A 24189-nucleotide genomic window follows, 5' to 3' on the forward strand; every position below is an offset into this window, starting at 1 on the left:
AACGAAATTACTATGAAAAGATTACGTATTAAATGGAAAGCCTTCGGCTTTTGTCTTTCTCCCGATTAGACTGATGATGCTGATTTTACTGATTTTATTTTTTTGATTATAAAAAGATTAGCGGAGATCAGCGCGAATAATATTCGTTCCGATCTCCGCTAATCTTTTAAAATCTTTCAAAATCAAAAAAATAAAATCAGTAAAATCAGCATCATCAGTCTAATCGGGAGAAAGACAATTTCACGGTACGTTTATATACTTGTGGATCTGCAAAGACATGGTCCATTGCGGATTATCCTTGATATAATCAATGATGAGCGGTGTCATTTCTGCACTGCGTTCCCATTCCGGTTGCAGGTAGAGTTTGCAGTGTTTGCCTGCCAGTGCAGCATATTTTTCTGCCCAGGCAAAATCAGTTTTGTTAAAGATAACCACCTTCAGTTCGTGTGCTGCTTTACAGATATCCGGTAAAGGTGCTTTAAACTTTTTGGGAGACAGGGTAATCCAGTCCCAGCTACCGCTGAGGGGAGAAGAACCGGACGTTTCTATATGTGTTTGAAAACCTTGTTTATGCAAGGTTTTTGTGAGCACATCGAGTTGATGCAGGAGTGGTTCACCACCGGTGATCACTGCTATGCGACCGGGAAACTTCGCGGCCTCCGCTACGATATCGGTTACGGGTACCTGCGGATGCTTTTCAGCATCCCAGCTATCTTTTACATCGCACCATACACAGCCAACATCACAGCCGCCCAGCCTCACAAAATAGGCTGCCCTGCCCTGATGATAGCCTTCACCCTGAATAGTGTAAAAGCGCTCCATCACGGGGAGGGTACTGGTATTAATATTTGTAGTTATTACAGACATGACTTACTTCACAAAGGTCCGGTTTTTTATTGCCGGAATTTCTTTTAGTTCATACTTCCTTTCAAACCAATAGAGGCGTGGTAGGTATTTTTCAGTAAAGCCGCAATAGTCATTGGTCCTACGCCACCGGGCACAGGAGAAATGTAACTGCATTTAGGCGCTACTTCATCAAATTTCACATCGCCTTTCAAACGGAAGCCACTTTTCTTAGTAGCATCTTCCACACGGTTGATACCAACATCCACAATCACAGCACCTTCTTTCACCATATCAGCGGTCACAAAATCAGGCTTGCCAATGGCAGCGATGATGATATCCGCCTGACGGCAGATTTCCGGCAGGTTATGGGTTTGCGAGTGTGTGAGTGTTACTGTACAGTTACCTGGATTGGTATTACGGCTCAGCAAAATGCTCATCGGTGTACCCACAATATGACTGCGGCCAATCACCACCGCATGTTTGCCTTTGGTAGGTATGTTATAATGTTCCAGCATCAGCATAATGCCGTATGGTGTAGCAGGAATGAAAGCAGGTAAACCGCTTACCATTTTACCAACATTCATTGGATGAAAACCATCTACATCTTTGCTGGGATCAATGGTATTGATGACCAGTTCTTCGTTGATATGTTTAGGTAAAGGCAGTTGTACCAATATGCCATCTACATCCGGATTCTCATTCAGCAATGTGATCTGATCCAACAGATGTTTTTCAGAGATTTGTGCATCAAAACGAAGTAAGGTAGAATTGTACCCGCACTCTGCACATGATTTTACTTTGGAAGCTACATAGGTTTCACTCGCCGGATTGTTACCCACCAATATGGCTGCCAGGTGAGGAACTTTTTTACCAGCGGCTTTTAATTCAGCCACCTGAATGGCTAATTGGGCCTTGATAGCCTCAGAAACTAGTTTACCGTCTAAAATTTGCATGTGCAAAGGTAAGGAAAAAGGAGAAATTTCACGCAAAGACACAAGGAGCAAAGGCGCAAAGATCATTTTTTAAATAAAAAAACCTTTACGCCTTTGCTCCTTTGTGTCTTTGTGTGAAAAGCTTATTCGGAAGTCCAGCAAAACAAGTTCCTGTGCTGGAACTTGTTTTGCTCAGGCATTGCACCTGTCAGAACTTGCGTATTGGTGGAAGTTATAAGGCAAAACTTAAATATAATTCTTCTTGTTGATGTTAATAACAGGAAGACTCAGATCACATCGTATTATCAGGCTTTTGGTGCTGCTGCCAGTATTTCGGCTTCAGCTGCTGATGCATATTTTTCAAAATTGCGGATAAACTGGGCAGCAAGGTCTTTTGATTTGGCATCATAAGCTGCCTTATCTTCCCAGGTATTGCGCGGATCCAGGATGTTGTCCGGAACGCCGGGGCAAGCATCAGGAACTGCAAATCCAAATACAGGATGTGCCTGGAAAGTAGCATTATTCAGGCCACCATTAAGTGCCGCAGCAATCATTGCACGTGTATAACTCAGCTTAATACGGTTACCGGTGCCATAAGCACCACCAGTCCAGCCGGTATTGATCAACCATACATTTACTGCATACTTGCGCATTCTTTCACCCAGCATCTGCGCGTACTGTGCAGGATGCAACGGCAGGAATGGTGCGCCAAAACATGCGCTGAAGGTAGATTTAGGCTCTGTAACACCCGCTTCTGTACCGGCTACTTTTGCAGTATAACCGGAAATGAACTGGTACATGGCCTGTCCCGGCGATAACTTTGATATTGGTGGTAATACACCATAAGCATCGCAGGTAAGGAAGAATATATTCTTAGGAATGCCTCCTACAGAAGGTTCCAGGGCATTGTCAATGTATGTCAGCGGATAAGATACACGGGTATTTTCCGTAATGGTTTTATCTGCGTAATTCACAGTATTAGTGTCGGGGAAGAACGTGATATTTTCCAGCAGCGCGCCTTTGCGTACCGCATGAAATATCTGTGGCTCTTTTTCTTCAGAGAGGTCAATACATTTTGCATAACAACCGCCTTCAAAGTTAAATACACCGGTAGATGTCCAGCCGTGCTCATCATCACCTATCAGCTTACGTGCAGGATCTGCACTCAGCGTGGTTTTTCCGGTACCGCTCAATCCAAAGAATATAGCAGTATCGCCATCACTACCCTGGTTAGCAGAGCAGTGCATGCTCAGCACATTTTTGTTGTGTGGTAAAACATAATTCAGAATAGTGAAAACACCTTTCTTGATTTCACCGGTATAAGCGCTGCCGCCTATGATGATCATCTTTTTAGTGAAATTCACTACAGAGAAGTTCTGTTGACGGGTACCATCAGTGGCAGGATCAGCGAGACAGCCAGGAGCTTGTATCACCGTCCAGTCGGTAAGCATGTATTCCAGCTCTTCTTCAGTAGGGCGGAGGAACATATTATAAGCAAACAGACTAGACCATGGCAGTTCTGTTATTACTTTAATGTTTACCCGGAAATCCTCATCTGCACAGGCATAGCAATCACGTACCCATACATCCTTGCCGGAAAAATAGCTGGTGATTCTGCTATATAAACGATCAAAATTTGCTTCAGAAATAGGAATGTTAAAATCATTCCAGTTTACCGTATCTGCTGTGATGGCATCTTTCACGATAAACTTGTCTTTTGGAGAACGACCGGTAAATTCACCGGTGTTAACGGCCAGTGCGCCGCTGTCTGCATATACCCCTTGTTTTCTGGCAATTGTTTGCTCTGCCAGTTTCTCGGGTGAAAGTTGGTAATAAACGTTCGCTGCGTTCTCTATGCCTAATTCCCGTAAGTCAGCAACAGGATTCCTTACGCTACTCATTTGCATAAAAGGAAGATTGTTTTGGTGTAAAAGCAAAACTACCGATTTTTTGATATTGTCAAATTTTATCGGTGTTATACCATTAAAATTTAGAAGTTTGTAGTGGTACTCGGCCGTAATTTTGCAATATCTTCAATATGTATTCATTTCCTTGTAGGATTATCAAACATTGGATGTGTTAATATAACATTAAGTATTTGCAAGTAAGTATTAGTACGATTTTGTCATTTTATGTTGCAGATATTAACCGATTTGACAATTCAACTACAACTGACATTTCTACATCCAAAAATTTACCTAGGTTTGAAGCCTTATTTGAAAATCAGGATATATGAAGAATCTGCCCTTGGATCCGCAGCTGTTTGTTAAGAACCGCCAGCGTTTTGTGGCTAAAATGTTGCCACAGTCTATAGCTATTATCAATTCCAACGATGAACTGCCCACCAATGGTGACGCCTTGTTTAAGTTCAAACAAAATTCTGATTTGTATTGGCTTACAGGTATTGATCAGGAAGATACAATGGTGGTATTGTTTCCGGATAATCCGGATCCGAAATACCGCGAAGTGCTGGTATTAGTGCGCCCTAACGAATTAAAAGAAAAATGGGACGGACACCGCTTACGCAAAGAGGAAGCATATGCTGTTTCCGGAATGTCTACGGTAGTGTGGCTGGATAGCCTGGACGCATTGCTTCAGCAATGGATCAACGATGCTGCCAATATCTACCTGAATTCTAACGAAAATAACCGTAAATCCAACCTGGTGCCGGTAAGAGATTACCGCTATGCGCAGGAAATGAAAGTACGTTACCCGCTGCACAATTATCTCCGCGCAGCAGTGATCTTTAAAGAATTACGGGCTGTAAAAACACCGGAAGAAATTAAGGTAATACAGGAAGCGATGGATATTACTGAAAAAGCATTCCGTCGTGTACTTAAATTTATTAAGCCCGGCGTATGGGAACATGAAATTCATGCAGAAATTATGCATGAGTTCCTGCGCAACCGCTCTGCCGGCGAGGCTTATGGCTCTATCATTGCTTCCGGCGATCGTGCCCGCACCCTGCATTATATCTCCAATAATCAGGAATGTAAAGATGGTGAAGTGATCCTTATGGATTTTGGTGCGGAATACGGTGGTTACAATGCGGATCTTACCCGCTCAATACCCGTAAATGGCAAGTTTACACCACGCCAGCGCCAGGTATATGATGCTTGTTTGCACCTGCATAACTACGCTAAATCCATCCTGCGCCCGGGTATTACCATTGCTAAATACCATGAAATGGTAGGAGAGGAAGCAACTAAAGAATTTGTGAAACTGGGATTAATTACAGAAGAAGACGTGAAAAACCAGGATCCTGAAACACCAGCTTACCGCAAATACCTGTACCATGGCATCTCTCACCATTTGGGAGTGGATGTACATGATCTTGGTCCTTCTTTACATCAACCAATTCCTGAAGGCGCGGTAATGACTATCGAGCCAGGAATTTATATTGAAGAAGAAAAAATGGGTATCCGCATAGAAAACAATATCTGGCTCACTGCGGCTGGCAATGTAGATCTGATGAAGAATATTCCTATCACGGCAGATGAAATAGAAGCCCTGATGAAATAGCTTTTAGCTTTTAGTATTTAGCTTTTAGTAAAAAATGCAGCGGAGAATAAGTGTTATAACTGATCTCCGCTGCATTTTTTACTAAAAGCTAAATACTAAAAGCTAAAAGCTATTTGTATTTTGTGTTTTTTTAAACCAATTTGAATGCGACAAGTACCCAATATTATTACCCTATGTAACCTCTTTTGCGGGGCACTGGCGATTATATGCATATTACATGCGCCGGAATACCATGCAGAATTTAACGGTACCGACTATACGGTTGTAAGCCCGGAGCCGGTTTACTGGGCCTCTGCCCTGGTAGTACTGGCCGGTATCTTCGATTTTTTTGATGGCCTGGCAGCCCGCTTGTTGCGCGTACAATCCCCTATGGGTAAGGAATTAGATTCACTGGCAGATATGGTAACGTTTGGTGTGGTACCGGGTATGATGTTATACAGACTCCTCCGCAGCGCCTACTTTCAGCAACCGGATGTGTTTGATGTATCTATTGTAAACCTGGCTCCGGCTTTACTGGTGCCTTGTTTTGCGGCTTATCGACTGGCAAAATTTAACCTGGACATCCGTCAGTCAGAAAATTTTATTGGCGTACCAACCCCGGCAGTAGCCTTGCTGGTGGCATCTTTTCCATTAATTGTACTGTTTAATCCGTTTAATCTGGCGCATTGGTTCCAGAATATATGGGTATTATATGTGATCATTGCAGTGCTCTGTTACCTCATGGTGGCAGAGATCCCGATGATCAGCCTGAAGTTTAAAAATAAAAGCCTGGCCGACAACTGGACCCGGTTTTTACTGATTATACTTACACTGGTTGGAATACCTTTGTTGAAGTTTGCTACAGTACCTTTGATATTCATTTGTTACGTAATATTATCAATAGTAGTTCCTCCTAAAATGCAAACAAACTAATAAAATTACGAATTACGAATTGCGAATTACGGTTTGGTGAGTAGATTTTCGGGTAGATCTTCATATAAAGCCGTAATTCGCAATTCGTAATTCGTAATTTTAATGTAGGTTTGCGGCAAAATTTTTAGCACAATGACTTTTACTGCACATATCAATGTGATGCCACTGAAAGAATTATTGGATCCGCAAGGTAAAGCGGTGATGAGTGGTCTCAAAAACCTTGGCATGGGCCAGGTACAAGATGTACGGATTGGTAAACACATTACCCTGCAAATTGAAGCCGCCAGCAAGGAAGAAGCACAGCAGATCGCTGAAAGTGCCTGCCAGAAGCTGTTGGCTAACCAGGTAATGGAATCTTTTGAAGTACAGATACAATAAATAATTACGAATTACGAATTGCGAATTACGGAGTTGTGAGGAGATTTTTACGAAGATCTTCGATGATTTCTCCTCTTCGATCCGTAATTCGTGAACCGTAATTCGTAATTAATGAAATTATACCTCGTTCCATCTCCTATCGGCAACCTTGCCGATATTACCTACAGAGCTGTAAAAGTACTGGAGGAAGCAGATTTGATTTTGGCTGAAGACACCCGTACTTCCAGTGTATTGCTACGGCATTACCAGATTAACAAGCCAGTTACGCCCTATCATCAGCATAACGAACATAAGATTGTGCAGCACCTGCTGTCGCAATTACAAGGTGGCAAAACGATGGCCATGCTCACAGATGCCGGTACTCCCGGTATTTCTGATCCCGGCTTTTTACTGGTACGTGAATGTAATCGTGCAGGCGTACCCGTAGAATGTTTACCTGGTGCTACCGCCTTTGTACCTGCACTGGTGAATAGTGGCATTCCAATGAACCGTTTTGCCTTTGAAGGTTTTCCTCCACTCAAAAAGGGCCGCCATACCCTGTTTACACAACTCGCAACGGAAGAACGTACCATCGTTTTTTATGAATCACCTATGCGATTGGTCAAAACCCTGGCTGATCTGATACAGTACTTCGGACCTGAACGCCCCTGCTCCGTAAGCCGCGAGCTCACTAAAATGTTTGAAGAAAACAAACGCGGTACCTTGCAGGAAGTACATGATCACTTTGCCGCTAAACCGGTGAAAGGCGAAATAGTATTGGTGGTACAGGGCGTGGAATAATTTTTTCTCCTGGTTATTTCCTGTTGACATACCGTTGTCACATGCATGTAGTTGTTTTGTATTTCAAATCATTTACCCATGTCCACTATTGATATTGCCGGACAACGTTTATTCCACCAGCAATTATTGCAAACTTCCTTCAAACAGCCGCATGAAGTGGTATCCTGGTTTGGCGCTATGCAGTCACAGGAATATGCCAACAGCAAGTGGGGCATAGGTGTGCGCCTGCCCGGCAGCACCGATGCAGATATCGAAAAAGCAATCAGCAATAAATCTATTGTCCGTACCTCCGCATTGCGTGGTACATTACATCTGATGGCTGCAGAAGATATCCGTTGGATACTTACACTCATACAACCTAATGTGATGACGCGTATGCGTAGTATAGAACGGAAGTTAGGTATGGATGATCATCTGTTCGACAAAACCAATCAGTTGATAAAAAAGGCATTAGAGGGCGGACAGCAGCTTATTCGCAAAGAGCTGATAGCGTTAATGCAGGAAAAAGGTATCAATACAGAAGAGAACAGAATGAACCATATCCTTTACCGGGCTTCATTGACAGGTATTATCTGCAATGGTCCGCTGAGAGGTAAACAACACACACATACACTCCTGGATGAATGGTTGCCTGTTTCGAAACAACTTAGCAGAGAGCAATCATTATCAACCCTCGCGCAACGTTATTTTACCAGCCATGGACCCGCTACGGTGGCTGATTTTGCATTGTGGTCAGGATTATCCGTTACGGATGCCAGGGCCGGTTTGGAAATGGTAAAAAAATCCCTGGTATCGCATCGTATCAATGAAGCGGAATACTGGACAGCCCCCGGGAAAGTTAATGTGCCGGATGATACCGCCTTTTTATTACCTGCTTTTGATGAATATTTCATCGCTTATAAAGATCGCAGCGACGTGATAGATATGGCTCATGCAAACAAAGTAATGACTATCAATGGCATCTTTAACCCGGTGATGGTTATCAATGGACAGGTAGTGGGAACATGGAAACGAACTTTTAAAAAGGATACCGTTACTATTGAAACGGCGCCCTTTAAGCCCCTGAAGAAAGCCCAGCAGAAAGCATTAGAAGCCGCCGGTCTGCAATATGCACAGTTTCTGGATCTGAAACTGGCAGGCTTTCATTAATAAAATACAGCTACTTCTTCCAATGGTTTTCGGTGAATATCCGGTACCCAGCACTCAGCTGCAGGATAACCAACAGGCACCAGCAGAAATGCTTTTTCATTGTCTGGTCTGCCTAAAATATCTCCTAAAAAATTCATCGGACTGGGTGTATGTGTTAATGCAACAAGTCCTGCATGATGAATAGCTGCTAAAAGGAAGCCCGCAGCGATACCGGCACTTTCCTGTACATAGTAGTTGTTCCTTTTTTTGCCGTTGTCATCTGTTTCATAAATGCGTTTAAATAGAATGATCAGCCAGGGAGCTACTTCCAGAAATGGCTTATGCCAGTCTGTTTGCAAGGGTTTCAGATCATCCAGCCATTCTTTTGGCATACGGCTGTTGTAGCTTTTGTATTCTTCTTTTTCGGCTTCCTCACGGATCACTTTTTTTATGTCCGGGTTCTGCACCGCGCAAAAAGTCCATGGTTGTTTATGGGCGCCGGAAGGTGCTGTATTGGCCGTGCGGATGATGTCTGCGATCACTTCTTTAGGTACGGGTGTATCTGAAAAATCGCGGACTGTTCTTCGTTTATCCATCCACGTTAGAAAGGATGCTGCCTGCGAAATCATGCCAGGAGCATCGTAGGTGTCGTGTGTATAACTGACAAAAGGGTAACCATCAATAAGTTTCTTGGATGACATGGGTGTATGATTTTACTAAATTTAAGAATTATCTGCCGATTGCCATTGGTGTAATTATATGGCTTTATGGCCTGATACTATCCCTAAATGCTTATTTTAGCTGCCTGAATCAAATTTTTACGGAATGAAGCACCGGGTATTAGGAAGCTGTCTTGCCATTGCTATGCTGGCAGGCAGTTGGTTACAACTTCAGGCACAGTCTGATCGCTGGCAACAAAGAGTAAAATACACCATGGATGTTGCAGTAGATGCACCTGCCAACCAATTCAAAGGCAAACAACACCTGGAATATTATAACAACTCCCCCGATACATTAAAGAAAGTCTTTTATCACCTGTACTGGAACGCATTTCAGCCTAACAGCATGATGGATGTACGCAGCCGTGAGCTGGGTAAAATATCCGTAGGGAAAGACAGAAAAGGCAATAATCGCCTGGACTGGGATAACCGTGTACGTGATCGTATTTCTAAACTGGGGCCTGATGAAATAGGCTACCAGAAAGTGATTTCACTGAAACGCGATGGTAAACCACAACGCTTTAAAGTAGTAGAAACCATCCTGGAAGTGCCGCTGGATAAGCCTATCCTGCCACATGCCAAAGCAGCATTTGATATGGAGTTTGAGGCACAGGTGCCGGTGCAGATTCGTCGCAGTGGTCGTAATAATTCTGAAGGTGTGGACTTTTCTATGGCGCAGTGGTATCCTAAAATGTGTGAGTATGATTACGAAGGATGGCATGCTACACCTTACATTGCCCGCGAATTTTACGGTGTATGGGGCGACTATGACGTGAAAATTACCATCGATAAAAAATATGTGCTGGGCGGTTCCGGATACTTGCAGAATCCCAACCAGATTGGTTATGGCTATGAAGCGCCCGGCGCTAAAGTTACAAGGCCGGCCGGTAATACCCTGACCTGGCATTTTATTGCACCCAATGTACACGATTTTGTATGGGCTGCTGATCCTGAATACAAGCACATTACACAAAAAGTAGACGGTTTTACTGCACATTTCCTCTACCTGGATAATGATAATACTCACAATACCTGGCCACAGCTGGCAAAGATGATCCCTAAAGCATACAGCTATATCAAAGCACATTACGGCGCTTACCCTTATGAGCAATATTCCTTTATTCAAGGTGGCGATGGTGGTATGGAATATCCAATGGCTACCCTGATCATGGGCAATGGTAAAATGGATGGCTTATATGGTGTAGCTATACACGAATGGATGCATAGCTGGTACCAGGGGATGCTGGCTACCAATGAAAGCCTGTATCCATGGATGGATGAAGGTTTTACCACTTTCGCACAGGACAATACTATTTATAATACTGTCGATTCCCTGAAAGGCCGTAACCCGCACGACGATTCTTATGCAGGTTATTTTGCACTGGCAAGAAGCGCTTTTGAAGAACCGGCTACCACGCACGCTGATCATTACAACACTAACTACGGATACAGCCTCACTGCTTATTCCAAAGGTGCAGTATTCCTGGAGCAGTTGGGATATGTTATTGGCGCTCAAAACCGCGACAATGGCCTGTTACGCTACTACAAAGAGTGGCGTTTTAAACACCCTAACGTGAATGATTTTATCCGCGTGATGGAGAAAGAAAGTGGCATTGCACTGGACTGGTACAAACAATACTTTATCAATTCCACCAAGCATATTGATTACAGTATTGATAGTGTATATGATAAGGGTAACAAAACTATTGTGCGTTTGCGCCGCATAGGATATATGCCTATGCCTGTTGACTTTATGGTAACCGATAAGAATGGAAATAAAGTACTGCACTATATTCCATTGTCTATCATGTATGGTGAAAAGCCTAATGAATATACAGGCGTAAAACGTATAGTCGATACCGTATGGTACTGGACCAATCCTACTTATGAAATAGAGCTGGACATTCCGTTATCTGATATTAAAGAGATGGAGATAGATCCGAGTCAGCGTATGGCAGATGTAGACAGAAGTAATAATAAAGCAGTATCGTAAATTGTCTTGCTCCCGATTAGACTGATTATGATGATTACGCTGATTATATTTTTTTGATTATAAAAAGATTAGCGAAGATTAAAGCCAATTTACCGGCTTCGATCTTCGCTAATCTTTTTATAATCTTTCAAAATCAAAAAAATAATCAGGGTAATCATCATAATCAGTCTAATCGGGAGCAAGACAATTTCACCCGAATAGCATTGCCGCTTTTTCCTCTCCTGCGGCCAGCATTTCCTTCATCACTTCCGGTGTAAATTCCATTCCGCCCATTTCTACATCCAGGGCTCTATCCGGCCGGATGACATGCAATTCCACGAGCTTCTTTTCTTTAAAAGGATCTGCATCAGGGATGTCGAAATATTTTTTGATATCTGCAGCAGCAATACCAGCCTTTTTCATTTTATTTTTTACAGCATCCAGGTAGGTTAATGCCTTGTTGTGTAACAGGGTCATCTTCACGTCTGTGGCGGCGAGTTCGTTGGTGTTATTGTCTATATGACGTTCCAGGATATCGATTACATTCTTGAATTGAATATCATCTTCTGGTGGTGTTTCCTGTGTCAACAGAATGGTGTATATGTTAGTGGCGCCATGGTCAATGGCCAACTGAATGGGGGCGTAGTGACTTCCGCCACCGTTGGTGAATTGCTGCACCTGGTCCGGCAGGGAGGACATCTCTACTGGTGGCATGAAAACCGGCATACTGCAGGAGGCCAGCACAGCTTCCCGGAGCGATTGTGTATCGGACAATTTGACTATATCATAATCTTTTTTTGTTATGGTATCACGTGTAGGTGAGAAGTAAGTAGTACGGCCGGTTTGTAAGCACAAACCCGTTACAAATACGGCTGTTTTTAATTGTTCCAGTGCTACAAACCGGGCATCTGTAAAGATACTGTTTAGCTTATGTACCAATGGGGTAGCATTATACAGCGCGTTGTTATTGGTAAAACGCTGTACCATGTTAGCGGTAGTAACGATATCCGCTGTACTGTTGCTGGTGAATAATTTCTCTAACAAATTAATCTCTCCCAGCGCAGCCAGTGGGGCAATGATTGCACTGGTACTGGTACCACAAAAGAGATCAAATTGAATATCACGTCGGTGTGCATATAAATATTTAAGTACGCCAACAGCAAAGGCACCTCTGGAGCCACCGCCGCTAATTACTAATGCAGTTTTAGCCATGGTAATTTTTTAGTATCCCAGGGCCAATTTAGGATTAAAAAATTAGTTGTTGTAATTGATTTTGCCAGGTATGACCTTGTAATTCCTGATCCTTTAGTCTGGTTAAGTGATGTTGGTTATGATAAGCAGTATAATACAACATTTCACGGATGGGAATCTTCCCCAGGAGTGGATGTGGTAAACGATATCTATCCAGGTCATTTTCAGACCAGGTTAATAGTTTAGTGGCCAGTTTATTTTTTTGATTCATAAAGCTCCGTATGAGTGCCGGGCGTTGTGCCGGATAAATTACACCCGGCTGATATGCCCTGGTAGCTTTAGCGCCGGCTGTCAATACTTGTTGGTAATGAGATACAAGGGTATCGTAGGAGCGGGATGGCCGTTGATTAACACCAAAATAAAGCAGGGTTATTTTAGGAAACCCCAATGCACTGCTTACCGGCCGGATGGATTTAGTCAGATGATCCAGTTGTTGACCTGCTGACCATTTACCGTAGGGTGATGCGGTAAAACGTATATCCTGCAACGTATTGACAAAATCAACGAAATTGTCAAAAGTCTTATTCAGTAGAGATTGAATCTCATGCTGGTTCAGGTACATAGGAGGAAGATTTAGAGGGTGCAGAAAACACAAAACCCTGGCGCTTTAATTAACATACCCTGGCCATTGCATTCTCTCTGAAGTTACACCAGATTTACGAGCCGGCCAACAGGAAATAAACATATAAAATACGTGTATATGTATTTAAAAGGGCTTTTAGGCTGGAATATTATCAATAGGCTAATAATTTCTTAAAATTATTCCAGCACCTCACATACAAAACCCTGCTTTTTAACAAAATCTATGATAATATTTTCCTCCACCTGTAAATCAGCAATGCGTAGTACTTTATCACAGTCGTCGAGGTCAACGTGGCAGGAGCCCACCGGAAAACTGGATGCTATGGCCTGGATCATGTGTTGACGATCTTTCTGGCTGCCTATATTGGTTTTGAATATACCTATCATCGCACAATGTTTTTTAGTGTGATTCTTTGTCTTCCTTTTTAATATCCTCGTCTTCCTTTTTAGTATCATCCCAGTCCCAGTCTGCTCCCCAAGCGTAGCCTGGTCTGCAACGATTCCTTAAATGTTGTTTCATTTTTTCCTGCTGCTCTGGTGTCATATGAGCCATCTTCTCTTTGATGCGGGCTTTCCAATCGCCACCGCCGCCCCATCGGCCACCGCCACCCCATGAGCGCTGGTGGTTATGCCAGCCAAAGAGAAGTTTACCTAATAACAGTAACCCTAACGCCTGCCAGTAAGTAATCACCGGACCATGGAATAGTTCGGGGATCAGGTAGTTCCACAACAGCATGGTTGCAAATCCAACTACTATTATAAACACCACACCCATTACCAGGAACTTTGCTATGTGGAAGCCTCTGCGTTTGCCAAATTCGTTTCTCATATCTTTAATAAATTAACTTAGTTGTTTAATAATTCACTGTACAAGTCTGCTAACCGCTCCCGCAAATATAATACTGCGTAGCGTTTGCGCGATAACAGGGTATTTACGCTGATACCGGTTTCTTCACTCATTTCTTTAAAAGATCTTCCTTCCAGCTCATGTTGTAAAAATACCTGTCGTTGTTCTGCCGGTAATTCATCTATTGCCTCCATAATAGTTTCCGACATGATTTTCCGCACCATAGGGGTATCTGCCTGTAACGCTTCATCCGACAGTATTTCAGGAAGGAATAGTACCTCTTCGCCTTCTATTTCACGTGCATAATCGGCAAAGGGTGTTTCTTTTTTCTTCCGGAACCAGTCTGTTATTCTGTTACGCGTTACAGCAAACAGCCACCCGGTGATAGAATCTATCTGGCTTCCCAGCCGGAGGTATTCTGTAAACTGATAAAAAACGTCCTGTAAAATATCTTCAGCATCGGACGCATTACTTACCCGCTGCCGGATAAAGTGCAGCAATCGCTTGCGTTCCTGCTTCACGGTTGCCTGTATGCGTTCGTTTTGCTCTATGGCCATAATGCTATTTGTAAGGACCAGCTGTTTCATCTTAATAAGGATGACGAAACAACGTTGCAGATATTTTACGGTTGCTGAAAAAAATTCAACTTAATTTAGGCAGATAGAAATTTGTCTTATGCACGATCACGCTCATGCCCATACCCCTACGCTGCAGGGAGCCAGTATTAACAGGGCTTTTATCTGGGGTATGGCACTAAACATGGCCTTTGTGGTGGCCGAGTTCACCGCAGGCTTTGTTACCCATTCCCTTGCCCTGATGGCCGATGCGGGCCATAATCTCAGCGATGTGGCCAGTCTGGGGCTATCACTGCTGGCTTTCCGCCTCGCCAAAGTTAAATCCAGAACCAGTTATACTTATGGTTATCGCAAAAGTACAATTCTTATTTCCCTGTTTAATGCCATGCTTTTACTGATTGTGGTAGGTGGTATAGGATATGAAGCAGTGCGTCGTTTTACAGAACCTTATGAAGTACAGGGAGTTCTCATTGCTATAGTGGCGGGCATTGGTATCCTGGTAAATGGCTTCACCGCCTTCCTGTTCTTTAAAGACAAGGATCGCGACCTCAATGTAAAAGGGGCATACCTGCACCTGGCGGCAGATACGCTGGTGTCTCTCGGTACGGTATTGGCCGGTATTGTGATTATCTACACAAAATGGTATTGGCTGGATCCTTTGATCAGCCTTGTGGTAATGGTAGTAATAGTATATAGCACATGGGGACTGCTGCGGGATAGTTTACGCTTATCTATGGACGGGGTACCGCCGGGTATTAATATAGACGAGGTGAAAAACGCTGCTATAGGGGTAAACGGGGTGAAAGACATCTATCATATCCATGTATGGGCCATCAGCACCACTGAAAATGCATTAACGGCCCAGGTGAAAGTAGATGCACAAATGACTGCTGCCGGGATAGAAGCATTGAAAAAAGAATTGCGTCATGAACTTGAGCACCTGGGCATTACCCATGCTACACTGGAAACAGGGTGTTAGCTTTTTGCCAGCACAACAAATTTCTCTTTAAAACTTTCTTCCGGGAAGATGTCGTAAACGTTGACCAACCGTGGTTTTAGACGACTGTCAGATATTTCCTGTGCCAGATCACCGCCTTTCAGGCAGATCAAACCTTTTTCGAATTGTTTGCCGGGAACAGCAGATTTTTTCAGTACGGGTTTGCTCCAGCGCCATAAATCACCCAGTGGGGCCACTGCGCGGGATACTACAATATCGAACTTACGGTTCTTGATATCTTCCACCCGGCTGTGGGCGGTGGTAACATTCTTTAATTCCAGTGCATCAGCTACGCCCTGCGCTACTTTTATTTTTTTGCCGATAGAATCTACCAGGTGAAATTTAACTTCGGGAAAGAAAATGGCCAGTGGTATACCAGGAAATCCACCACCGGTGCCAAGATCCAGTATTTGTGTGCCTGGCTGGAAATCCGCTATGGCGGCTATGCTGAGAGAATGCAATACATGCTTTTCGTATAAGGATTCAATATCTTTCCGGGATATTACATTGATCTTCTCATTCCATTCTTCATACAATCCTTTCAGTGCCTCAAACTGTGCCAGCTGCTCCGGCGTGAAATCGCTGAAATACTTTAAAATAATTTCCATGCCGCAAAAATAAGGAGAATTTGTCTTTCTCCCGATTAGGCTGATTATACTGATTACCCTGATTTTGTTTTTGATGTAAAAAGATTAGCGAAGATCGAAGCAGGTAAATCCGCTCTAATCTTCGCTAATCTTTCTTTTATAATCAAAAAAATATAATCGGGGTAATCAGTATAATCAGCCTAATCGGGAGAAAGACAATTTACCACCTGTTTTTAGACTTGAACAGCAGTGCAGGAGTGAATAAGATATAGTATAACACCATGAAAATATCCATCAGCCAGCTGAATTTAAACAGATCACTCTCGTCCAGTTTACGCATAGCAGCATAGGTAATCACAGATTGTATGATCACTTTTGTGGTAAAGATGCCCAGCACATACCAAAGTATAGGTGGTGGAAAGAACAATCCCAGAATAAAGGCAGGGTAAAAAAGGAAATGTGTCAGTGAAAATAATCCCAGCACAAACTTGTGGCCAAAGCGGTAATGCTTGCCGGTAGACATGTGCCGGGTCTTCTGACGGAACCAGCTCATCCAGCTGATCTTAGGCTCCGAATAGGTAAAGGCCTGCTTGTTGATCACTACGCCTACATTTTTTCTATTGGCGGCAGCATTTACAAACAGGTCATCATCGCCGCTGGCTATATGCTGGTGGCCGGTGAAGCCTTTATGTTTAAAGAATAACTCCCTTTTATAAGCCAGGTTGCGGCCCACGCCCATGTAAGGCATGCCGCTCATGGCAAAGGACAGGTGCTGCAGCGCGCTGAAAAAGGTTTCGTACCGGATCATCTTATTCAGAAAGCCCGGTTTCTTATGGTAAGCACCGTATCCCAGTACAATTTCTTTATTTTCACTGAAGCCCTGGCTCATTAAGGAAAGCCAGTGGGTACTGCCTGGTTTGCAATCTGCATCTGTGAGCAATACATGCTCATACTGAGCGCCTTTTAAGCCAATAGATAAAGGATATTTTTTGCCTGGAATGAACTTGGCGGCCTGTTTTATCTCAATGTGACGGTAATGTGGATAACCCGGCTCAATAGAGCGCAGGTAGTATTTGGTATCATCTTCAGAATTATCATTCACCACAATTACCTCGTATTCCGGTTTCAGGTGGTGATGATAACGCTGCTGTAATACCCCCGGCAGATTCTTCTGCAGGTTCAATTCTTCATCCTTGGCACAGATGATAACGGAAAAAGGCCCGTCCGGTGTGTGGTCCAGGTCAAATTTACGTCTGTAAAAAGCTACCCGGGAAAACACAAAAAGGAAATAAATAATTTGTATCCCTGCAACAGCAGCAAAAAAGTATAAGGCAATTTCACCCAGATGGTCAAGCATAATGCTGGCAAAAATATAATATTTTTATTATCTGTAAAATAATTAATTACGAATGATAGAATGAGAATTACAAAGTTGCCGGCAATAATGAGCCTGGCTAAGGCTAAAAAAAACTGTTTTTAAATTGAGTACAAGCGCTTTTGCACCAGATGTCGGTAATATGCGCTTTTACTCCGACTGATAATAGGAGGATGATAGGAGGAAGACACTAAGAAGTGCATCATTTGTTAATGGTAATCGAAGAAATTGTTAATACACTTGCCCCTGACCTGGATATTCTTTAAATTCATTTAAAATCATCCTGTTATGGCATGGCAAAGCGGACCGGTTGTATATGTAGGTACCATCGGCATATGTTGTTTTTACAAACTGGGCGACAAATATTATTTGCGAAGAAAAAGCACGCTTAGCGGCAAGCGCGTAAAAAAAGACCCCGTCTTTCGCAATACGATGAAGTATGCCGGTATCCTGGCAACAGCTTCTCGTATGGCAGCAGCTGTATACCGGGCCTTGCCGAAGGAACAAAAGAAACATGTCCTGTATAGAAAACTCACTGGTATAGCGATGAAAATGCTGAAAGCGGAAATTGCCATACCCACCATCACTGCCGTATTACAAGCGGTAACATGCAGGAAACCAGTAAAAAAAGCTACTGCTCTTGATACATTGAATCAGCGACCAGGTAAAAACAAACCGGGAGCATTTAATGTAATAAGCAATTTGTTATACGTAACCTCCCGGGGAGAACTGAGAAAACACATAGCGCAACGGATCCCCACGATGGTTTTACTGGAATAGCATTGAATCTGCCTTTGTTACTACATAGTCCTCACCTTTGGCAGATGAAAATGAGCCAAGGGTGCAGGAGCCGATACGATTACCGGACTATCATAATATGCAGCATATAAAAAGAGATTTGATGTAATCAATGTTTTACCCAGTTCTGATACATTCAATAATCCAATATTATTTCGAAAGATTAACCAGGTATCTTCATCAATGATTTTAGTATATTTTACTAAATGTCCTTTTAGTGCAAAATGTGGAGTAAGCGCCTGCGAACCAATGGGATTTGGAAAAGGGTAAAGTTCATTTACCTGTTTGTATTTCTCATCTTTTGTATCAAAAAAGGAAAGATCCGCTAACAGGTTTATCTTATCCAGTTTATCTAAAGTATTATTTTTTAATGCGCTACTAGAGAATTGATCAATATCATAATTTGATCGGGTGAGTGAACTGCTGAGTATACATTTTGTATGGAAGCCATAATGGACATCACCGGAAAGAATGATCACCTTTGAGGGCTTTATTTTAGTATCAATGAAATTAAAGAACTCATATTTCCCTCTTGGATTGGCACGCCAACATTCATAGTCATTATCGTATCTGCCGGTAGATTTGGGCTTGAAACCGGCAAGGATTGTGTCAGTGTTAAAGGTACCATCAACCATATGAAGTTGCCCTGCTTCAAAAAGTGTAGATCCAATGATGGGAGTGGGGGCGCAGCATATAAGGGGTGTGCCACTCTTGTAGTTCACGGACTTGATTAAAGCTTCTATTTTGTCGAATGCTACCTGGGACATTAAACGGGCTCCTTTATACATTTTATTTTCATTCAGACTGGTATTATAATCCATCTCTTCTGCCCCACCTCTTAATGTTCTGTTATCTAAAAAAATACCAATGGGATTTGTTGGAGCAATAAAAGCCCAGTCCTGAAATGCAAACAAACTGTCTTCAAATTTTTTTGCTTTTGACTGATCATCAACACCCTGGTTGTAAAGTGGATTTTTCAAATGATCTATCATTGCACTGATAAAATCATCAGGATAATTACCGGGATTGTTTCCCCAGCCCTGGAATGCCCAATAGGCGGCCAATGCATTGGAGACTAATCTTTTGCCTGTTACTGAACGTTCAACTGCATTTCTCCATATTATATCACAATTCCAGTCATCCGTTACATCATGGTCATCAAAGATCATATAGGAAGGAACATTGGCAAATAACCTGATCACATTTGCATTCATCTTTATGAGGCCTTCTAAATTCTCCTCTTTTTCAAGCCAGACGGAGCTGAATTGGTCTGCTATGGTTGCCGGTATCGCTTCCACTTTGTAACCGGTGGTATCTACTTTAAACCTTCCCCAATTTAATAAGTACAACGCTGCAAATTCACCCATTGAAATGAGGTGACCATCATCTTCCGTAGTGATAGAACTATTTCTTCTCACAAAACCTTTTCTGTCTTTATATTTTATATCTTTCACCTTTACCAGTTGAGTAGGTAAGTTCGTTCTGAGGTATTCACGGGGGAGCACTTCATTTAAATCAATCAGTGGAGAATGAGCCAGAAAATGTTCAAGTATATCAGGCGCTCTTTTATCTATTAAATTATATATTAAACCCCTATTAATTAATAGGATATTGGGAATAAAATTACAGTTCGGTACCCCTAAATAAGCCACAACGAAAGTATGAATGTTTTTCCTTCTATTGCCAGGAATGCTTTTATCAGCATAAGTTATTTTAGCCGGAAGATTGAGATCTTCTATTTCAAAACCTGCTACTCCGTCCAGATAATTATATAAAAAAATAGTCAGGCCCTTATTCGTTATTTCCTTTGCATTGACATAGGCAGGAATTATTTCCTCATATCCCATTATCGAAAGGGCAAGATCCTGTACCGCGTCAAAAACTTTTTCATTCAGATCGTCTGTATATATCTGGTCGCCCAGGTGGAATATAACATGATCCGGTATCTCTTTTTTTTGATTACCACTGTAAGTCTTCCATTGTTCTTCCAGGTATTTAGCAGCTGTATTTAACGCATCACTTCCATGTCCGTGGGTTTTTCTACAGGAACCATAAAAAATTCTTGTATTGGGAGTATCCTGTTGAGGGATAACAAATACCGGGTAGGGTAAATCGGCGTAAGAATATTGTTTTTGTGTATTATAAATTTTAGTAAAGAACACTTCTTTTTCTGCACCCTTTTTTGAGTAGATATCTTTGTCATTCAGGATTACTTTATCTGTTTCACTAAACCGGAAGTGAATATCATACCCATATGGTGTTAATGGCTTAAATGCACTTTCTCCTTCGGCGGGTGTTATTTCCAGTAAAATAACAAACAGGTTACTGCCCAGTTGGTGAACATTGTATTTTGTATGGGTGATAATATATTTTTCTATCCATTTATTATCTCCTTTATTCTTATAAAGCAGATTAATAATGGCATCACACTCTTCAGGTTGAATGCTCGTAGCCAGCCAGATACAGACTTTTGAGGGCTCAACCCTTCTTAGGACCGGACCACATAATAAAGTGTATAACTGCATAATTAAAGAATGATGGATTGAGGATTTGGATCAATTCTAACCAGGCTGGTAGGTATTTTTACTTCCCAGGGCTCGCCCACCAGCTTTGCACCGAGAGAGTAGCCGATACCAGTAGTAGAGGTATCTGCGTAGGCAGTCCTTAACTGGATCTGTGTCGTATTAACTACTGTTTTAATGATATAAGTCTTCCCTGAAATAATGATCCGTCTGTTTTCGTCGTCTGCTGTGAATTCCGTACTTATACCAGTAATAGCGTCTGAGCCGTTGTTAACATTGATCTTTCCGTTACCTTCATAATTACTGTTGCCAAGCTGGGCTTTCAGTTCGTCCAGGATAGAGAGTTGTAAAGGATCGGCGTTACCTCCATCGGTATTAACCATAGGCGCTTCTCCATTCCAGATTTCCCCCAGTGTAAGGTAATTCAACATGCTATTTTCGAAACCCGGCCGCACTGGTAATTGTACCCTGGCAGCACCTGCCTGTAAAAATTTACCAAAGAGGGGATCCGTATCATCTAATTTTATTAGTGTGATCCATTCATCTTTTTTGCTCCAGAAATAAGGATAAAATACATAGGTTATGTTAGTCCATTCGCATGCCTGTTCAAAGAATTCAATATAAGGTCCTTCAGCTTTTGCTTCCGCGAAATCAATTTCAGGATAACCGTATGGCGCTACATTCCGGTTCATTGCATCAAACAGCTCAAAGCGTTGGCCAGTGAGCAAAGAAATGCAACCTCTTTTTAATTCTATTTGTTCTGTTTCACGGTTCTGGGCAGGGTTTGTACCTTGTATCACCCCGATATTTGCCTGTATTTTCAGTGTGGCTATTGCATTATCGTACTTTGTTTTCTGGTCATTATAGGCATTCATGATGGCCTTGAATGTATTTAGCTGCCATTCCTGGAATTTTTCAGGAGAAAGGGTGCATAGCACGGTAATCAGCACTTCGTAGTTATTGAAACTTGCTGAATTGATCGTTATAGGTAGCTTATTGGTTTTGATGGGTAGTAACTCTATAAACCCGAATTCATCTACAGCGTTCCGGTAGATGAGTTGTTTATTCTGGATCTGGATGGTCACATGCTTGAAATCATCCACCTGGTTTTCGCCATATACATTGATATTCGCACTCTTGGGTATATAGCCTTCCTGGATACCCACATCTTCAATCATACTGGAATTGAGCAGCGTAGTGCCGCCCTGGTTGGTAGCACTTATACCATCTACGTTTTTTGCTACAGACGCTATCGAAATAGCAGGAGGCGGAGGGGTTACATCCTCTACATTATATTTGCTTACCCAATAGAGATAGTTATCCCTTGTAACATCCTGTACTTTCAAAGAAACAAAAGTTTGCCTGTCGGGCATACAGTAGCCGGGGGCATCCGGTTTAGCCACCGTAATGTCTTCCGCCGGTTGTTTGGCAAGGGCATAACGCAGGAATGCTGCTGGTTCCGGTACTACAAATTCCAGCATCAGGCGTTTGCCATAATTGATGATCTGTGCGTGATAATATTTATCCAGCCAGCGATAAACGCCGGATATATTATCTGTACCAGCTTTATTGTCAAAGCTATGTGTGTTGGTTTCTTCCGTTTCCTGGAGTGTTTTTAACACCCGGCTTTCCAGTGTGCGTTGTTCAATACGGCTAACCGCGCGGGAAGTGGTTTCCCTGGCAAAATTGGAAGAAGCAGTTTTTGAATCCTGTTGGGCACTACTGTTACTGGTATTGTAATTGGCGGTAACACTTACAGATGGACCGTAGGAAGCATTCACCGTGATGCCCGTCTGTTTACTACTATTGTCACTGATCACCTGCTGTGTCTGGCTTTGCAATTCATATCTTTCTGTAGAGCTGAGGTCTTTTTCTTTTGTATCTGTTATCTGGGTTTCAGTGGTATTGGTTACTTCTATCGATGTTAAAGTGCGCAGTTTGCGTTCCCGCATTTCACTTTTCAATACATTTTCAACATGGGCAATTTCGCCCTGTTCGTAACGCAATAATTCCTGTTCAACGATCATCAGGTCGGCAATACCTAATATCCTGGCTTCTCCATGCCCGGATGGTAAGGTAATATCGCCCATTGTTGGGTCACTGGCCAACGTAGCAGGCGGACAGATGCCGGGTGTTGGTACGGATGTGCCGTCATCTATCAGTATGTTACCGTTCAGCACTATATTTTCTACTGGTAAAATATTGTTGCCAATGCGTACCATTACTTTCCCGTTGCTCGGATTATTATATAGTTGCTGGGCTATTTCACTCGCCTGTTTCTGTACCAGGAATGTGGATTTTACGATGTCAATCTCCGTATCTGTTATACCGATATTTTTTATCACATCTTTGGTATCGTTGCTTAATTGTGCGTATGCAGCAACCGGCAGTGTAAATTTCCTTACCGGAGCGCTTGCAGTAGCTGCTGCAGGTGTAGGAGGGGTAGTTATAGTCCCGCCGTAAGGAGATTCCAGGATATTACTTTTTTCATAGGCGCTAATAATTTCTTTTACCGCGCCATTATAGCGATTCAATGTTGTGGCCAGTTCAAGTGTCTTTTTTTGTTTGGCGTCGTCGGCCGCTTTCTTTTTTGCTGCGTCATCTTTTCGCTGTGCAGCAAGGCTATCGCCGACTAATGGGAGTGGAAATATACCATCAGGCAATAAGATCTTAGCTTTGAAAGCAAGATTTGGATCACGGGTATCGTTAGCAGATAATCTTTGAATGATCTCAAAAAGATATACCAGTTTAGTAATAAATAATTTCTTAGCGGGTGTAATGGAAGCATCCATAATAGCTGCTACCAGGCTGTTAACTACTTTCAGGGACAAGGCTTTAAATGGATCGGTGCCCACGATTTTATTGGGCGTAGTACCAAAGTCCTTTGTAAACTCAGCATTGAGCAATGCATTGGTCAGCTTATTCTGACCATTGAGTGCAAAGACATAAAAGGCTGCATAAGGGGCATCCAGTTGTTGCGTTGTATACAGAAAATCTACCGACTTCACATACGTATCTTTCAACGCCAGCATGGCGCTTCTCGAATTAGTAAGACGTTGTTGCCGCAGTGCATCCAGGAAAGGGCTGGTGTTTTTGTGTAGTGCAATACTATTATCTGTGGCAGTAGCAACAGGTACTTGCTGAGGGGGACGAATGGCTGAAAACCTGAAAATTTCTGAGTTCATAATTGAAGGGTTGATTATAAAATTGGGGTGCTTACTTGTACATTAATTGCCTGACAGTTGTTAAACAGTGACATGACTGTTATGCCTATTTCGGGTTTGTTTCTTTTGGGGTATGGCGCATTGCCTCGTTGATTCGTTGTTGAAATTAAGGGCATTATTTTATTTGATAAAGGAGAAAACAGGTAACGGCAGATTTCCGCTGTTAATGGCTATCCTCTTCTTGTAAACGGATGCCATGCAGCCTATAGGGATATTTACTGTAGCTTTACTACAGCATTTGC

General features: G+C 42.5%; 21 protein-coding genes. 8 read left to right on the forward strand and 13 right to left on the reverse strand.

Annotated features, from left to right (window positions below; all coding sequences use genetic code 11):
• Positions 1-240: 240 nt before the first annotated feature.
• The 3 genes from CLV51_RS07415 to pckA form a co-directional block, all read right to left on the reverse strand.
• A complete protein-coding gene (locus tag CLV51_RS07415; protein WP_106527331.1) occupies positions 241-867 on the reverse strand; it encodes a 7-carboxy-7-deazaguanine synthase QueE in 627 nt (208 codons plus the stop codon).
• 44 nt (positions 868-911) lie between these two features.
• Positions 912-1799: a bifunctional methylenetetrahydrofolate dehydrogenase/methenyltetrahydrofolate cyclohydrolase FolD gene (gene folD / locus CLV51_RS07420; RefSeq protein WP_106527622.1), complete on the reverse strand. Its 888-nt coding sequence runs from the start codon at positions 1797-1799 to the stop codon at positions 912-914.
• 284 nt (positions 1800-2083) lie between these two features.
• Positions 2084-3685 carry a phosphoenolpyruvate carboxykinase (ATP) gene (pckA, locus tag CLV51_RS07425; RefSeq protein ID WP_106527332.1) on the reverse strand — a complete coding sequence of 534 codons (1602 nt, stop codon included), beginning with the start codon at positions 3683-3685 and terminating at the stop codon, positions 2084-2086.
• A gap of 325 nt (positions 3686-4010) precedes the next feature.
• Here pckA and CLV51_RS07430 point away from each other — a divergent pair, with 325 nt between their 5' ends.
• The 5 genes from CLV51_RS07430 (at position 4011) to CLV51_RS07450 (ending at position 8519) form a co-directional block, all read left to right on the forward strand.
• The gene (locus CLV51_RS07430; protein WP_106527333.1) at positions 4011-5300 is read left to right on the forward strand and encodes an aminopeptidase P N-terminal domain-containing protein; all 1290 of its coding nucleotides are present in this window, start codon (positions 4011-4013) and stop codon (positions 5298-5300) included.
• A 144-nt stretch (positions 5301-5444) separates the two neighbouring features.
• On the forward strand, positions 5445-6212 hold the full coding sequence (locus tag CLV51_RS07435) for a CDP-alcohol phosphatidyltransferase family protein (RefSeq protein ID WP_106527334.1): 768 nt from the start codon (positions 5445-5447) through the stop codon (positions 6210-6212).
• Between the two features lie 132 nt (positions 6213-6344).
• Positions 6345-6590 (forward strand): phosphoribosylformylglycinamidine synthase subunit PurS, encoded by a 246-nt coding sequence (purS, locus tag CLV51_RS07440; RefSeq protein ID WP_106527335.1) that lies wholly within the window; start codon positions 6345-6347, stop codon positions 6588-6590.
• A gap of 111 nt (positions 6591-6701) precedes the next feature.
• Positions 6702-7370, forward strand: coding sequence for a 16S rRNA (cytidine(1402)-2'-O)-methyltransferase (rsmI, locus tag CLV51_RS07445; RefSeq protein WP_106527336.1), 669 nt, complete (start codon positions 6702-6704; stop codon positions 7368-7370).
• A 78-nt stretch (positions 7371-7448) separates the two neighbouring features.
• The gene (locus CLV51_RS07450; RefSeq protein WP_106527337.1) at positions 7449-8519 is read left to right on the forward strand and encodes a winged helix DNA-binding domain-containing protein; all 1071 of its coding nucleotides are present in this window, start codon (positions 7449-7451) and stop codon (positions 8517-8519) included.
• On the opposite strand, the gene CLV51_RS07455 is transcribed toward CLV51_RS07450, so the two are convergent.
• On the reverse strand, positions 8516-9199 hold the full coding sequence (locus CLV51_RS07455) for a nitroreductase family protein (RefSeq protein ID WP_106527338.1): 684 nt from the start codon (positions 9197-9199) through the stop codon (positions 8516-8518). The genes CLV51_RS07450 and CLV51_RS07455 overlap by 4 nt on opposite strands.
• A gap of 124 nt (positions 9200-9323) precedes the next feature.
• Here CLV51_RS07455 and CLV51_RS07460 point away from each other — a divergent pair, with 124 nt between their 5' ends.
• Positions 9324-11210, forward strand: a complete 1887-nt coding sequence (locus CLV51_RS07460) for a M1 family metallopeptidase (protein WP_158266945.1) — start codon at positions 9324-9326, stop codon at positions 11208-11210.
• Between the two features lie 189 nt (positions 11211-11399).
• On the opposite strand, the gene CLV51_RS07465 is transcribed toward CLV51_RS07460, so the two are convergent.
• From CLV51_RS07465 to CLV51_RS07485, 5 genes are all read right to left on the reverse strand, one after another.
• Positions 11400-12401 carry a patatin-like phospholipase family protein gene (locus CLV51_RS07465; protein WP_106527339.1) on the reverse strand — a complete coding sequence of 334 codons (1002 nt, stop codon included), beginning with the start codon at positions 12399-12401 and terminating at the stop codon, positions 11400-11402.
• Between the two features lie 34 nt (positions 12402-12435).
• Positions 12436-13002 (reverse strand): DinB family protein, encoded by a 567-nt coding sequence (locus CLV51_RS07470; RefSeq protein WP_106527340.1) that lies wholly within the window; start codon positions 13000-13002, stop codon positions 12436-12438.
• A gap of 197 nt (positions 13003-13199) precedes the next feature.
• Complete coding sequence (locus CLV51_RS07475) at positions 13200-13409, reverse strand: hypothetical protein (protein WP_106527341.1); 210 nt, start codon at positions 13407-13409, stop codon at positions 13200-13202.
• Between the two features lie 13 nt (positions 13410-13422).
• Positions 13423-13851: a hypothetical protein gene (locus CLV51_RS07480; protein WP_106527342.1), complete on the reverse strand. Its 429-nt coding sequence runs from the start codon at positions 13849-13851 to the stop codon at positions 13423-13425.
• Positions 13852-13868: 17 nt separating this feature from the next.
• On the reverse strand, positions 13869-14456 hold the full coding sequence (locus tag CLV51_RS07485) for an RNA polymerase sigma factor (RefSeq protein ID WP_245898647.1): 588 nt from the start codon (positions 14454-14456) through the stop codon (positions 13869-13871).
• 88 nt (positions 14457-14544) lie between these two features.
• On the opposite strand from CLV51_RS07485, the gene CLV51_RS07490 reads away from it, so the two are divergent.
• The gene (locus CLV51_RS07490; protein WP_106527343.1) at positions 14545-15423 is read left to right on the forward strand and encodes a cation diffusion facilitator family transporter; all 879 of its coding nucleotides are present in this window, start codon (positions 14545-14547) and stop codon (positions 15421-15423) included.
• On the opposite strand, the gene rsmG is transcribed toward CLV51_RS07490, so the two are convergent.
• Together rsmG and CLV51_RS07500 are read right to left on the reverse strand one after the other, a co-directional pair.
• Entirely contained in the window at positions 15420-16049 is a 630-nt protein-coding gene (rsmG, locus tag CLV51_RS07495) for a 16S rRNA (guanine(527)-N(7))-methyltransferase RsmG (RefSeq protein ID WP_106527344.1), read from the reverse strand. The two genes, CLV51_RS07490 and rsmG, sit on opposite strands and share 4 nt — an antisense overlap.
• Before the next feature lie 199 nt (positions 16050-16248).
• Positions 16249-17385 carry a glycosyltransferase gene (locus tag CLV51_RS07500; RefSeq protein WP_106527345.1) on the reverse strand — a complete coding sequence of 379 codons (1137 nt, stop codon included), beginning with the start codon at positions 17383-17385 and terminating at the stop codon, positions 16249-16251.
• Between the two features lie 306 nt (positions 17386-17691).
• Here CLV51_RS07500 and CLV51_RS07505 point away from each other — a divergent pair, with 306 nt between their 5' ends.
• Entirely contained in the window at positions 17692-18183 is a 492-nt protein-coding gene (locus CLV51_RS07505) for a hypothetical protein (RefSeq protein WP_106527346.1), read from the forward strand.
• 20 nt (positions 18184-18203) lie between these two features.
• On the opposite strand, the gene CLV51_RS07510 is transcribed toward CLV51_RS07505, so the two are convergent.
• Positions 18204-20726 (reverse strand): metallophosphoesterase family protein, encoded by a 2523-nt coding sequence (locus CLV51_RS07510; protein WP_106527347.1) that lies wholly within the window; start codon positions 20724-20726, stop codon positions 18204-18206.
• Between the two features lie 2 nt (positions 20727-20728).
• Positions 20729-23908 carry a hypothetical protein gene (locus CLV51_RS07515; protein ID WP_106527348.1) on the reverse strand — a complete coding sequence of 1060 codons (3180 nt, stop codon included), beginning with the start codon at positions 23906-23908 and terminating at the stop codon, positions 20729-20731.
• Positions 23909-24189 lie beyond the last annotated feature (281 nt).

Origin of the sequence: Chitinophaga niastensis (genome assembly GCF_003014755.1) — a bacterium.
GTDB classification, from domain to species: domain Bacteria; phylum Bacteroidota; class Bacteroidia; order Chitinophagales; family Chitinophagaceae; genus Chitinophaga; species Chitinophaga niastensis.